This window comes from Sporosarcina sp. P33, from assembly GCF_002077155.1.
Lineage (GTDB): Bacteria > Bacillota > Bacilli > Bacillales_A > Planococcaceae > Sporosarcina.
Genome location: NZ_CP015027.1, coordinates 248,032 through 262,189, shown reverse-complemented (window position 1 = coordinate 262,189; position 14,158 = coordinate 248,032). Strand labels below are relative to the sequence as shown.

General features: G+C 45.6%; 12 protein-coding genes, 1 other RNA gene and 1 other annotated feature. Of the genes, 11 read left to right on the top strand and 2 right to left on the bottom strand.

Annotated elements, in window-relative coordinates:
• The first annotated feature begins 64 nt into the window (after window positions 1–64).
• The 7 genes from SporoP33_RS01265 to SporoP33_RS01235 all read left to right on the top strand — a co-directional run bounded on the left by SporoP33_RS01265 (window position 65) and on the right by SporoP33_RS01235 (window position 8,891).
• A complete protein-coding gene (locus tag SporoP33_RS01265) occupies window positions 65–2,263 on the top strand; it encodes a RelA/SpoT family protein (RefSeq protein ID WP_081242059.1) in 2,199 nt (732 codons plus the stop codon).
• 18 nt (window positions 2,264–2,281) lie between these two features.
• The gene (gene dtd, locus SporoP33_RS01260; protein ID WP_081242058.1) at window positions 2,282–2,728 is read left to right on the top strand and encodes a D-aminoacyl-tRNA deacylase; all 447 of its coding nucleotides are present in this window, start codon (window positions 2,282–2,284) and stop codon (window positions 2,726–2,728) included.
• A 125-nt stretch (window positions 2,729–2,853) separates the two neighbouring features.
• Window positions 2,854–3,071, top strand: a binding site (T-box leader).
• Between the two features lie 72 nt (window positions 3,072–3,143).
• A complete protein-coding gene (gene hisS / locus SporoP33_RS01255) occupies window positions 3,144–4,406 on the top strand; it encodes a histidine--tRNA ligase (protein WP_081242057.1) in 1,263 nt (420 codons plus the stop codon).
• A gap of 121 nt (window positions 4,407–4,527) precedes the next feature.
• Complete coding sequence (gene aspS, locus SporoP33_RS01250) at window positions 4,528–6,297, top strand: aspartate--tRNA ligase (RefSeq protein ID WP_081244711.1); 1,770 nt, start codon at window positions 4,528–4,530, stop codon at window positions 6,295–6,297.
• Window positions 6,298–6,373: 76 nt separating this feature from the next.
• Window positions 6,374–6,554, top strand: a non-coding RNA gene (ssrS, locus tag SporoP33_RS01245) — 6S RNA.
• Between the two features lie 136 nt (window positions 6,555–6,690).
• The gene (locus SporoP33_RS01240) at window positions 6,691–7,458 is read left to right on the top strand and encodes a tRNA threonylcarbamoyladenosine dehydratase (RefSeq protein ID WP_081242056.1); all 768 of its coding nucleotides are present in this window, start codon (window positions 6,691–6,693) and stop codon (window positions 7,456–7,458) included.
• 14 nt (window positions 7,459–7,472) lie between these two features.
• Window positions 7,473–8,891, top strand: coding sequence for an NAD-dependent succinate-semialdehyde dehydrogenase (locus tag SporoP33_RS01235; protein WP_081242055.1), 1,419 nt, complete (start codon window positions 7,473–7,475; stop codon window positions 8,889–8,891).
• Between the two features lie 54 nt (window positions 8,892–8,945).
• Here SporoP33_RS01235 and SporoP33_RS01230 read toward each other — a convergent pair whose 3' ends face one another.
• A complete protein-coding gene (locus SporoP33_RS01230; protein ID WP_081242054.1) occupies window positions 8,946–9,488 on the bottom strand; it encodes a GDYXXLXY domain-containing protein in 543 nt (180 codons plus the stop codon).
• Window positions 9,489–9,762: 274 nt separating this feature from the next.
• Window positions 9,763–11,031: a threonine ammonia-lyase IlvA gene (gene ilvA, locus SporoP33_RS01225; RefSeq protein ID WP_081242053.1), complete on the bottom strand. Its 1,269-nt coding sequence runs from the start codon at window positions 11,029–11,031 to the stop codon at window positions 9,763–9,765.
• Between the two features lie 702 nt (window positions 11,032–11,733).
• On the opposite strand from ilvA, the gene yhfH reads away from it, so the two are divergent.
• From yhfH to SporoP33_RS15860, 4 genes are all read left to right on the top strand, one after another.
• A complete protein-coding gene (yhfH, locus tag SporoP33_RS16390; protein WP_085430047.1) occupies window positions 11,734–11,862 on the top strand; it encodes a protein YhfH in 129 nt (42 codons plus the stop codon).
• Between the two features lie 163 nt (window positions 11,863–12,025).
• Window positions 12,026–12,448, top strand: a complete 423-nt coding sequence (locus tag SporoP33_RS01220) for a DUF948 domain-containing protein (protein WP_081242052.1) — start codon at window positions 12,026–12,028, stop codon at window positions 12,446–12,448.
• Window positions 12,449–12,467: 19 nt separating this feature from the next.
• A complete protein-coding gene (locus tag SporoP33_RS01215; protein WP_231293276.1) occupies window positions 12,468–12,962 on the top strand; it encodes a DUF948 domain-containing protein in 495 nt (164 codons plus the stop codon).
• 290 nt (window positions 12,963–13,252) lie between these two features.
• Window positions 13,253–13,417, top strand: a complete 165-nt coding sequence (locus SporoP33_RS15860; RefSeq protein ID WP_155961288.1) for a hypothetical protein — start codon at window positions 13,253–13,255, stop codon at window positions 13,415–13,417.
• Window positions 13,418–14,158: the final 741 nt, after the last annotated feature.

Genomic DNA, 14,158 nt, shown 5'->3' with positions numbered 1-14,158 from the left:
TATACATATACTAGTAAAAAATATGATCTACATTGTTACGGAATAGGTTGAAAGGGGTAAGACAATGGCGAAAAATCAAGACCTGACAGAATACGATATTTACGAGCTTGTCGCCAAATATATGAACGAGGAACATGTCGACTTCATTAAGCGCGCATTTGCATTGGCAAAAAAGTCGCACGAAGGACAGTTCAGAAGTTCAGGTGAACCGTATATCAACCATCCCATTCAAGTAGCCGGCATTCTGGCTGAACTTCAAATGGACCCGGAAACAGTCGCTGCAGGCTTTTTGCATGACGTAGTGGAAGATACTGAAGTGAGCCGCGAAGATATTATCCGGGAATTTGGTGATGAAGTCGCTATGCTCGTGGATGGTGTAACGAAGCTCGATAAACTGAAATTCAAATCCAATGAAGAAAAACAAGCGGAAAATCACCGGAAAATGTTCATCGCAATGGCACAGGATATTCGTGTCATACTGATCAAACTGGCAGACCGCTTGCATAATATGCGAACGCTCAAACACGTGCCTGCCGCTAAACAGCGCCGGGTATCGGAAGAAACGCTGGAGATTTTTTCTCCACTCGCACACCGTCTTGGAATTTCGACAATTAAATGGGAACTCGAAGACATTGCACTGCGCTATTCCAATCCGCAGCAGTATTACCGCATTGTCAATCTGATGAAGCAAAAACGGACAGAGCGCGAACAATATTTGAAGGACGTCATGAGTCAAATGCGCGCGGAACTCGATAACATGGGGATTGCCGCGGAAATTCATGGCCGCCCGAAACATCTCTACTCCATTTATCAGAAGATGGTTATCCAGAAAAAAGAGTTCAATGAAATTTATGATCTATTGGCAGTACGTATTGTCGTCAAAAGCATCAAGGACTGTTACGCAGCGCTCGGAATTATCCATACGCTGTGGAAGCCGATGCCGGGGCGCTTTAAAGATTATATTGCGATGCCGAAGCAAAACCTCTATCAATCCATTCATACGACGGTCGTAGGACCTGCAGGTGATCCGCTGGAAGTGCAGATTCGGACGGAAGAGATGCACCGGATTTCCGAATTTGGTGTGGCAGCGCACTGGGCGTATAAAGAAGGCAAGAAAATGGCAAAACCTTCGAATGACATTGATTCAAAATTGACTTGGTTCCGAGAAATTCTTGAAATTCAAAACGAATCATCCAACGCACAGGAATTCATGGAATCATTGAAGTTCGATTTATTCTCGGACATGGTATATGTATTTACGCCGGACGGAGATGTCGTTGAACTGCCGCAAGGATCTGTACCGATTGACTTCGCTTACCGTGTCCATTCAGAAGTCGGAAACCGAACGACCGGCGCAAAAGTAAACGGCAAGATCGTTCCGCTTGACTCCCCTTTGTCGACGGGTGATATCGTCGAAATTTTGACGTCCAAACAATCATTTGGACCAAGCCGTGACTGGCTAAAACTTGCGCACACTTCCCAGGCGAAAAATAAAATACGTCAATACTTCAAGAAGCAATTACGCGATGAGAATATTGATAAGGGCAGTGAAATGATTCAAAAAGAATTGAAAGAAGAGGAATATGATATCAAGGAAGCGCTGAGTAAAGAAAATATGCAGCGCACGATTGATAAATTCAGTTTCACTTCAGAGGAAGATCTTTATGCGGCAGTCGGTTCCGGCGGCATTACTGCACAGCAAGTTGTCAACCGGCTCGCGGAGCGCATGCGCAGAGAACGTGAGAAAAAGGAAACTATCGATAAAATCGTTTCTGATATGCAGACGACTCAATCAGATAAGCAGACAGAATCCGGCGTCATCGTTAAAGATATTGACAATATGCTGATCCGTATTTCACGATGCTGTAATCCGGTGCCGGGCGATGAAATTGTCGGCTTCATTACACGGGGGCGCGGTGTATCTGTTCACCGCACGGATTGTCCGAACGTTCTGTCTGAGCATGGCCAGAAAGAACGGATCATTGATGTCAGCTGGGCATTGCAGGACGATAAAGTACGGAAAGAATTCCAGGTCGATATTGAAATTTCTGCATTCGACCGCCAAGGCTTGCTCAATGAAGTGATGATGGTCGTGGCGGATATGAATACACCGATTGTTGCAGTCAGCGGCAAAGCAGATAAGGACAATATCGCGCATATTCATATGTCGATAAAAATTCAGAACATTACGCATTTACAGCGTACCGTCGATAAAATTAAACAAATTAAAGATGTATACTCTGTAGAACGGGTAATGAACTGACAAGGAGGAGCTTGACCTATGCGGGTACTTTTACAGCGGGCAAAAGACGCGTCTGTAACGGTCGATGGAGAAATCATCGGCTCCATAGCGAAAGGCTATGTATTATTGGTCGGCATTACGCACGAAGACACGGAGCAGGATGCCGAGTATATTGCAAAGAAGATTGCCGGTTTACGTATTTATGAAGACGAGGACGGCAAGCTGAACCTGTCGATTGATGAAGTCGGGGGTGCAATTCTGTCCGTCTCCCAGTTCACGTTATACGGCAATGTCCAAAAAGGCCGCCGTCCAAGTTTCATCGAAGCTGCAAGACCGGAAACAGCAGAACCATTGTGGGAATATTTTAATGAACGGCTGCGCGATCTCGGTCTTGACGTGGAAACTGGGCAGTTCGGCGCCATGATGGACGTCCAGCTGACGAATGACGGCCCGGTGACACTGCTGATCGAGTCAAAGGGTGGTTGAACAATCAACAGAATCATTAATTCTGTCGATTAATCGCCGGCTTTGCAGAAGAGCGCGCAATAATCCGTCAAACAAGTTGACAGTTGCGGAGTATACGTCTAACATAGAAACTAATCGAATGAATCTGTACCCCGATGATATGGAAATTAACTTTAAGCAGGCTGGAAAGAGAACAGGGAACGCGGCTGAAATTCCCTGACAGAACCGTAAAGTGAACAACACCATGGAGGATTCATGCTGAAATCAGTAGGCATGGACGGAACCGGCCGTTATCCGGATTCGAGTGGGCACATTTGTGTCAATTTGGGTGGAACCGCGGAAGCTTCAAGCTCTCGTCCCTGTGTTATTTGGGATGGGAGCTTTTTTGTGTTCTCTGAAAGTTCACCCGATCACATCTTTGAAAGGAGTTTTACTAATGAATTTTAAAGTTCCCCGCGGTACGCAGGACATATTACCTGACGTTTCCTGGAAGTGGCAGCGCGTCGAAAAAATCGCCCGTTCGATTTGTGACGTATACAACTATAAGGAAATCCGCACACCAATTTTTGAACAGACTGAATTATTCCAGCGCACAGTCGGAGACACGACAGATATTGTGCAAAAAGAGATGTACACATTCACTGACCGTGGCGACCGCTCAATGACGCTGCGCCCGGAAGGCACGGCACCCGTTGTCCGTTCATTCGTCGAGCACAAAATGTTCGGCTATCCTGATCAGCCTGTAAAATTATATTACACAGGCCCGATGTTCCGCTACGAACGCCAACAGGCAGGCCGCTACCGCCAATTTGTGCAGTTTGGTGTAGAGGCAATCGGCAGTGATGATCCCGCAATCGATGCGGAAGTAATTCAGCTGGCTATGACGATTTACAAACGCGCAGGCTTAACAGATATCAAGCTCGTGTTGAATTCTCTCGGTGACCGGGAATCACGTGATGCACACCGTTCGGCACTTATCGGCTACTTCAGCCCGCACATCGGCGAATTCTGTTCAGACTGCCAAAACCGTCTGGAGAAAAACCCGCTGCGGATTCTGGACTGTAAAGCGGACAGAGAGCATCCGTTGATGAACTCAGCACCTTCACTTGCAGACTATCTCAACAATCCGTCTAAGGAGTATTTTGAGAAAGTAAAGAACTACTTGGATATCGCAGGAATTGACTACGAATATGACCCGAACCTTGTCCGCGGACTGGATTATTATAACCACACGGCATTCGAAATTATGAGCACATCCAAAGGCTTCGGCGCGATCACCACACTGTGCGGAGGCGGACGCTATAACGGACTGACTGAAGAGATCGGCGGACCAGCTGCACCTGGCATCGGCTTCGCACTCAGTATCGAGCGTTTATTGCTGGCACTTGACGCAGAAGAAAAATCCTGGACTGATGAACCGTCACTCGACGTCTACCTCGTCACACTAGGCGATGCAGCACGCAAAAAAGGCTTCGAAATTCTAAGCAGCTTGAGAGAAAACGACTTGCGCTGCGAAATGGACTACATGGACCGTAAAATGAAAGCCCAAATGAAATCCGCAGACAGGCTGCAAGCGAAATACGTCATCGTTATCGGCGAAGACGAAGTAAACGAAAACGTCGTCCAGCTCAAGAACATGGCTGAACGAGAACAGAAAAAAGTATCTGTCAATCAGCTGATTGAAGAACTGAAGAAGTAAGAGCAGACAGTAACAGAACATGGGATTTGCGTCCGCCCGGAACGAAAATCCCCATACACAACAGCAATTAACGCTTCAATTCAAATATAAACATCAACATCAGAAAGGTAGTGCAGCCACTATGAAACGCACACATTATTGTGGGAACTTATCAGAAAAACAAATTGGAGAAGAAGTCACACTTCAGGGATGGGTACAAAAGCGCCGTGACCTCGGCGGTTTAATCTTCATCGACGTCCGTGACCGCGCAGGCATCGTTCAGACCGTCTTCAACCCGGACATCTCGAAAGAAGCGCTTGAAATCGCGGAAACACTTCGTAACGAATACGTTGTCGAAATTACTGGTCTTGTCATCGAACGTGAAGAGCGCACAAAAAATAAAAACATCGCAACAGGCGCCATCGAAGTGCAAGTTGTTGATGTGAAAATCATCAACGAAGCGAAAAACCCGCCATTTACAATCGAAGATGAAACAGATGTAGGTGAAGAAACTCGTCTGAAGTACCGTTATTTGGATCTTCGCCGTCCTGAACTTGCGAGAGTCTTCAAAATGCGTTCAGACATCACAAAAACAGTGCGAAACTTCTTGGATGACGAAGGATTCCTGGAAGTCGAAACACCGATCCTGACAAAATCTACCCCTGAAGGCGCGCGTGACTACCTGGTGCCAAGCCGTGTTCACGAAGGTGAATTCTACGCATTGCCGCAGTCTCCGCAGCTGTTCAAACAATTATTGATGGTTTCAGGTTTCGACCGTTACTACCAGATCGCACGCTGTTTCCGTGATGAAGACTTGCGTGCTGACCGCCAGCCGGAATTCACACAAATCGATATGGAAATGAGCTTTATGTCGATCGAAGACATTTTGGAACTGAACGAACGTCTAATTAAAAAAATTATGAAAGACGTCAAGCAAGTCGATGTGGAAACGCCGTTTAAACGAATTCCATATGATGAAGCAATGAGCCGTTTCGGTTCAGATAAACCGGATACTCGTTTTGGCATGGAATTAACGGATGTGTCTGAGCTTGTGAAAGATTCTTCGTTCAAAGTGTTTGCCGGAGCAGTGGAAGCTGGCGGACAAGTTAAATTAATTAATGTCAAAGGGGCTGCAGACAAGTATTCTCGCAAAGACATCGATGCACTTGGTGAGTTTGCAAAAGTATATGGCGCCAAAGGAATGGCATGGCTGAAAGTAACAGAAGACGGCTTCAATGGCCCGATCGCGAAATTCTTCGACGGCGAAATCGGCGAAGCACTGAAAGCGGCGGGACAGGGTGAGCCGGGCGATTTATTCCTTTTCGGAGCGGATAAAAAATCTGTAGTAGCAGATTCGCTCGGGGCGCTTCGTCTGAAACTTGGCAAAGACCTGGAACTGATCGACCAGTCTAAATACAATTTCTTATGGGTTACGGATTGGCCGCTGTTTGAATATGATGAAGAAGACGGCCGTTACTACGCAGCGCATCACCCGTTCACTATGCCTGCTGATGTGGAAGAATTAAAAACCAGCCCGGAAACAGTAAAAGCACAAGCATATGACTTAGTGCTTAATGGATACGAACTCGGCGGAGGGTCATTGCGTATTTATCAGCGTGAAGTACAAGAAGCAATGTTCAAAGCTCTTGGCTTCACAGAAGAACAGGCGAGAGAGCAGTTTGGCTTCTTGCTGGATGCATTTGAATACGGAACACCTCCGCACGGCGGTATTGCATTCGGTCTGGACCGTATCGTCATGCTGCTTGCAGGATCCACGAATTTACGTGATACGATTGCGTTCCCGAAAACAGCCAGTGCCAGCGATTTGCTGACAGAAGCACCAAGCACTGTCGATGATGCGCAGCTAAAAGAACTCGGGATTAAAGTGGCAGCAGAACCTGTGAAAAAGTGAGGAAACGACTATTTTTTAAAAGACTTAATCGAATTGATTGAATTATAAAATAGCGTGTGATACGATAAAGATAGTAAAAATCCTGAAGTGTTCGTCGTTTGTAAATTAGTTTTGACCCAACATCAAATCGTCGGGAGTCTGACGTTATAGCTTGGATGGCATGCCTTTAACCGGGACGTCAAAAGAGTTATATAGGACACCCACCTGCTATAAGCGGGTTCAAAGCGATATTCAAAGACGGCACAGTCGGGATTTTTCTTTTCTGATACACATTCACCTTCTTGCTCAGGCAAGGAGGTTTTTTATTGTCTGTAAATGCAGTTAGTTGCATGAGTGTACATACCTGATTTACGATAGGAATAATACAAATTATAAATAAAGGGTGGAATATGGATGTTACATCAATTTTCAAGAAACGAACTGTCAATCGGTACAGAAGGTGTAGAGCGAATGAAAGGAAAGACCGTTGCGATTCTCGGTGTCGGCGGCGTCGGATCATTCGCTGCAGAAGCATGCGCACGCACAGGTGTGGGACGCATTATTCTCGTTGACAAGGATACAGTCGATATTACCAATATTAACCGCCAGCTGGTGGCGTATCTGTCGACAGTCGGACGTTCTAAATCCGAAGTGATGAAAGAGCGGATTCATGATATTAATGCAGAGTGTGAAGTGATTGATCTGCATATGTTCTACACCGATGAAACAGCAGAGGAATTTTTCTCGTACAAGCCCGATTATGTCATTGATGCATCGGACACCATCAGTTATAAAATTCATTTAATCCAGCAATGTGTTGAACGGGGAGTGAAAGTAATATCAAGCATGGGCGCTGCCAATAAAACGGACCCTACACGATTCCGGATTGCAGATATTTCTAAAACCCATACGGATCCGCTGGCAAAAGTCATACGTCTTCGTCTGCGGAAACTTGGCATTCCAAAAGGTGTACCCGTTGTGTTTTCAGATGAAAGTCCGATTGTCGTTCGTGAAGACGTCGTCGATACGGTAGGAAACCCTGATGCTTCCATCCGAAAAGCACAGATACCACCAGCTTCCAATGCATTCTGTCCATCCGTGGCGGGTTTAATTCTTGCCAGTTGGGTATTAAATGATATAGTGGCAGATATTCCGGTGGAACGAGTCAAAGATTCCAAATAAAGGAGAGATTGTACATGAAGACTACGGAAATGCTCATTAATGGATCAAGAATTGGTGCGGATTTACCGCAGATCGAAGTGGTGAACCCTTCAACTGGCGAAAAAATTGGCGCAGTGCCTAAAGGCGGCAAAGCCGAAGCGACGAAAGCAGTAGACGCGGCTTCTGCAGCTTTTCCAGCATGGGCTGCATTATCGAATTACGAGCGCAGTGCCTTTTTGATGAAATGGCATGAATTGATTGAACAGCACGAAGAAAGTGTTGCGCAAACGATGACGTCGGAACAAGGAAAGCCTTTGACGGAAGCAATCGGTGAAATGCGTTATTCCAACGGTTTCATCAGCTGGTACGCGGAGGAAGGGAAACGGATTTACGGGGAAATGATTCCCGCAACTCAGTCAAATAAACGCCTCTTTGTGCATAAGCAGCCAGTGGGTGTCATCGCAGCGATCACGCCTTGGAATTTCCCGGCTGCGATGATTACACGAAAAGTCGCTCCCGCACTTGCAGCAGGCTGTACAGTCGTGATGAAGCCCGCTTCACAGACACCGCTGACTGCGATTCGCCTGGTGGAGCTGGCAAAGGAAGCAGGCATTCCCGACGGTGTGATTAATATCGTAACAGGCAGTGCAAGTGAGATTTCAGAGGCGTGGCAGGAAGACGGCCGTGTACGCAAGCTGACTTTCACAGGTTCAACGGAAGTCGGTAAAACATTAATGAAAGGCGCAGCAGACACCATGAAGAAAATTTCATTGGAACTGGGCGGACAGGCTCCTGCGATCATCATGGCGGATGCTGATCTTGATAAAGCAGTAGACGGTGTGATCGCGGCCAAATTCCGTAACGCCGGACAAACTTGTGTCTGCGCAAACCGGATCTATGTTCATTCGTCAATTGTGGATGAATTTACGAAGAAGACGGCCGCAAAAGTTGAGCAGCTAAAAGTCGGTGACGGCATGGAAAAGGGTGTTGACATCGGTCCTCTGATAGATCAGGATGCAATCGACAAAGTAGAAGAGCACGTTAAGGACGCAAAGTCTAAAGGGGCGACTGTAGTAACAGGCGGTACGCTTATCGATGGACTGTTCTATCAGCCGACTGTCTTAAAAGACGTGAATGACGATATGCTCTGTATGAAGGAAGAGACATTTGGTCCTGTATTGCCTATTACGACATTTGAGACGCAAGAAGAAGTGATCAAACGGGCAAATGATACGATTTTCGGTTTGGCGGCGTATGTATTCACGGAGAATATTACGCAAGGAATCCAGATTTCCGAGGCGCTGGAATACGGAATTGTCGGCCTGAATGATGGATTGCCATCTGCACCACAGGCTCCATTTGGCGGCTTCAAGCAAAGCGGACTGGGCCGCGAAGGCGGACACCACGGAATAGAGGAATATCTGGAAGTGAAATATATCTCGTTAGGATTATAATAAAAAGAAAAAGAAGCAAAAAGAAAAGCAGCAACATTCCTTTTTGCTTCTTTTTTAATTGGTTTCAAATTCCCGCAATACCCCATGGCCGTCGAGGACTTTAAAATGTGCAGTCATGGTCCGGTCATTCACACTGTCAGCTGACACACGGTGTCCGAATTTCGGAACATAGAAACGATCGAGTCCAAAATTGACCATGTAATGCTCGTTCTGACGATATTCCCGGTCTGTCGTTTGCGGCAGCCAGCCCATCAGAAATAATCCTTCAGAAGGCTTTTTATCAGTCAATGAAACGAGCTGATCAACACCGTCTTTCCGCTCCAAAATACCAAATACTCTCGTTTGACCCAATTCTTTCGGCTGTTTTAGCTCCGTGACTAAACTCGCCGTCATTCGTTCTTTGGGCACCTTCTCGACTTCATACCGGAGAACGACATAATTTTCGGTTGTATCCTGTTCTGTAATAGGTTCTGTTTGCAGATAGATATCTGCGCCGGATTGAATCGTTGCGAAGTGAGGAATCGTGAGACTGACTAAGATGAGCAGGGGAACAATGAATAGAATCGCGATACTGAATTTACTATGCTTAGGGCCCATTTCAGAATCACCGCCTTTTCTGCAATTTCATAAGTATTTTTCTTATGTACAGATAGCATGTGCACTTTACATGTGTTTTAATAATAAATTACCCAATTATTTTATGTAAGAAACCTATCATACCTATGTATATGGGTAACGAAGGCGAGAGGTGACAGTGTCCGAACCGCTGTTTTTCCGCAAAAGGCTTCTGCAACCTCCGGGTATATTCGCGATGCATTTCTAAATAAAAAAACTGCCGCAAGCAGTCCTCACGACTGCTGCGGCAGTATAATTAAATTAACAGTCCGAACAGCGTACTGTCTTTGTTCACTTCTTTATAAGGGAAACCGTTCTTCTCCATCCGCGCAATCAGACCATTATAATCTTCCTTGCGTTTGATCTCAATTCCAACCAGACCCGGACCGCTTTCTTTATTGTTCTTTTTCGTATACTCGAACATAGTAATATCATCTTCAGGTCCAAGTACCGTATCAAGAAATTGGCGTAATGCGCCCGCGCGCTGCGGGAAATCGACCAGAAAATAATATAATAGACCTTCGTAAATCATCGACTTTTCTTTGATTTCCTGCATTCGGCCGATATCATTATTCCCGCCGCTGATTACACATACGACACATTTGCCTTTGATCTCATTCTTGTAGAAATCGAGTGCTGCAATAGGCAGAGCACCTGCTGGCTCTGCGATAATTGCGTGTTCATTGTAAAGATCCAGAATTGCTGTACATACTTTACCTTCGGGGACACTGACGATATTCTCCAGATAGTCGTTGCAAATCTCGTAATTCAGATCGCCTACGCACTTCACCGCAGCACCATCGACGAACTTATCAATCGTTGCCAAAGGAACGACTTTCTGTGCGGCGATAGAAGCTTTCATACTCGCTGCTCCAGCCGGTTCCGCACCGATCATTTTTGTGTGAGGGGAGAGGTTTTTGATATATGTACTGATTCCCGCCATCAACCCTCCGCCGCCGATACTTGCAAAGACATAGTCGATCGGTTCTTCAATATCATTCATGACTTCGACAGCAACTGTTCCCTGGCCGGCAATAATATCTTTATCATTGAATGGGTGAATGAAGATTCTCTTCTCTTTTTCCATCAATTCAATAGCCTTCTCGAAACAGTCATCGAACGTATCCCCGACCAGAATAATCTCAATGCGGTCACGTCCGAACATTTTAACCATATTCACTTTCTGTTTAGGCGTCGTCTGCGGCATAAAAATCTTGCCGTCAATATCGAGGTGTGCACAGGCGAACGCTACACCCTGTGCATGGTTTCCTGCGCTGGCGCAAACAATACCTTTTTTACGTGCTTCTGTTTCAATGCGTTTCATTTTATAGTAAGCACCGCGTAATTTAAACGAACGGACATGCTGCAGGTCTTCACGTTTTACATACACGTGGCAGTCATATTTTTCCGATAGACGGTCATTTTTCTGTAAAGGCGTATGAGCTACTACATCTTTCAGCAGCTGATTGGCAATTAAGATGTCCTCTACTTGAATACTGTGGGTTTCCATTTTTTTCACCTTCATAACTTATCATTTACCTCCGTTACTAATTCAACGTTTACTCATAATAACATGAAAAAATCTGAATGAACATAAGAAAGTTCTAAATTGTGTGTTTATTTTACGAATAATGAACATATTTAAAACAGTATGAAAATGTAAGCGTTTGCTTCATGCAAAATTAATTAATAGTAAAGTTATATCCGCATGAATTTGCTTATTTCATTAAAAAAGTGAATAATAACCTATTTTATAATATTATTTGATCGCAGTGCTAAAATAAAAAAATTAGTCATTTTCCACAAATATGAAAAGTAGACGGTGTTTAATTCAGCTAAGGAAGGGAAAACTAATAAATGAAATGAAAACTCAATTACACCGGAAAGGAAGCGTTTAATCATGCAAAAATGGGACAGCAGACCGGACAAGCCTGATAATGCTCAATGGACAGTGTTTGTCATTACCCTGGTGATCATCGCTGCCGTAATGGTTTACAGTTTAATGTGGTAATCAGTAAAAATGGTATGTCACTATAGTGACGTGCCGTTTTTTATTTTCATTTTCTTATTCCGTTCATTCGTCGCGCTCTTTTGCATTCTATCATGAAATAACGGGTTTTATCAAAAAAGAGTGACAACTCTGACACCTCTGTTATATATTAATAACAAGAAAAGATACTGTATCAGTACAGAGGAACACTTACAAAATTGAATGGAGGAATGAGCAATGGAAAACAACCACAAACAAAGACAAATGGTGAAAAAGGTTTGCACGGAATGCGGGAATGAGTTTAAGGAAAAACAGGAATCAGTAATGTACGAATGTGAGCGCTGTGTAGGCCGGCATGAACAGTAAAATAAAATCCTATGCCTTTGGGGAGGCATAGGATTTTATTTTTGTTCATTAGAAAGAAATTCAGGCCATGAAACATGGAACGCGGAGTTTTTATGTTTTAGAAAAACAGAGAGTGGTATAGAATGATAAGGTGTATTTAGTCTGTGGAAAGGAGGATGCGTATATGGCGTACCTTGGGTTATTATTTATTGCAATTGCACTATTGATCGTCGCCATCTACCTCTCGATGTTACTGACCAAGTCTTCAAAATTATTACTGACTGTTACGGGAACAGTGAAAGAGGTAGAGGCGGAGCTGGACAAAAGCATTGAGCAATTATATGGAACCTTAAATGAAACCGAACAGCTGGCGACAGATGTTCAAGTGAAACTCACTGCGGCAGCGCCTTTATTTTCCACTATTGAAAATATTGGGCGTTCTAGTCAGTACTTGAGTGAGGAAGTAAACAAACGAACTAAGCAATTTGAAGAGGATGGTTCGCTCCCTGGGACAGAACCATTCATTACTGCGATTCAATATGGGGAATTTGGTTCCCAGCTATGGAATTCATGGAAACGCGGTAAAAAGAGTACGAAAAATACGTAAAGAGAAATGAGGTATGGGAATGGATCTCGTTGGAATTGGCGTCATACTTATCGGTATCGCCTTCATTATTTTAGCTATTTATTTTGCTAAGGTACTGCAGCAAGTCGGTAACATCCTGCACGATGTCGATGAGACAGTAGGAGCGCTGCCGAAACAGCTGGACGGAATCATGGATGAAACAGGGAATTTGATTAAAAACAGCAATGACTCATTGGCAGACATCAACACTAAAATTGAAAACCTGACACCGTTGTTCCAAGTAATCGGTGACCTTGGGCAATCCACGCATCAGCTGACATCTTCTTTGGTGGACATGTCTTCATCTGTTCAGCAAAAAGGAGAGCACACAGACACGTCTGAACAAAATAAAAAACTGGGCAGCATCTACGGCTCTGCTATGCTCGGCTATTATATTTTCAAGAAGCGCAAAGAGTCCGCAAGTGCAGCAAAGGAACGCACGAAGCAGAACGAGCCGACAAAAAAACTGCCGGCACCGGAAAACACAACGTTTTAACTAATGATAAAGACTGAAGACCAATCCGCGAGGGGTTGCGCTTCAGTCTTTTTATTTGAATCAGGGAAGGGGAACGTTATTACTCACTGCCGCTTGTAAGGCGCCATCATTCAGATAGCGAAAGTCGCTTTGGCTGCCGGCATTGCAGTAAGAGAAGAGAAACAGCTTTGTACCCACTGCGGCGCTTGCGGATGGCTACGCAATGAGCCAGACAGGAAGTGCGCCTGGCTGTCTCATTACTACGCCTACCGCTTGGGAGGCGCCTCCGTTCAGTTAGGGGGAAGCAGAACATGACACGTCTTTTGCCAAAGCACACACCAGTCGGCAACCAGTCACTGCACTTCTTCTTCTTTAAAAAAGTGCTGAGATTGCTCCCACTCAGCAGTGCAGGCACAACTGCGGGGTCGGCCGAAGTCATGAGACAACTGGCACGCACCTCGCCAGCTGGCTCATGACGAAAGGCAATCCCCCACGTGCCTGCGCGGGTCCTAAGAGCGGACACTCGCTAACTTCAATCCCCGACAACGAGTCGAGCTACGCCACCAAAACCAGTGACAAAACGGCATTGAACTCACTGCGGCGCTGGCGGATGGCTTCCGCAATGAGCCAGACAGGAAGTGCGCCTGGCTGTCTCATTACTACGCCTACCGCTTGTAAGGCGCCTCCGTTCAGTTAGGGGGAAGCAGAATATGACACGTCTCTTGCCAAAGCACACGCCAGTCGTCTACCAGTCACTGCACTTCATCTCTTTTAAAAGAGTACATGCATAGCCCCCACTCAGCAGCGCAGGCACAACTGCGGGGTCGGCCGAAGTCATGAGACAACTGGCACGCACTTCGCCAGCTGGCTCATGACGTAAGGCAATCCCCCAAGTGCCTGTGCGGGTCTTAAGAGGAGACACTTGCTGACTTCAATCTCCGACAACGAGTCGAGCTACGATCCAAAACTCGAGCTTGAACAGCATTAAACCCACTGGGGTGCTGGCGGATGGCTACGCAGTCACTGCACTTCTTCTCTTTTAAAAGAGTACTTGGATTGCCTCCACATAGCAGCGCAGGCACAACTGCGGGGTCGGCCGAAGTCATGAGACAGTTGGCACGCACTATCGCCAGCTGGCTCATGACGAAAGGCAATCCCCCACGTGCCTGCGCGGGTCCTAACAGCCGACACTTGCTAACTCCAATCTCCGACAAATA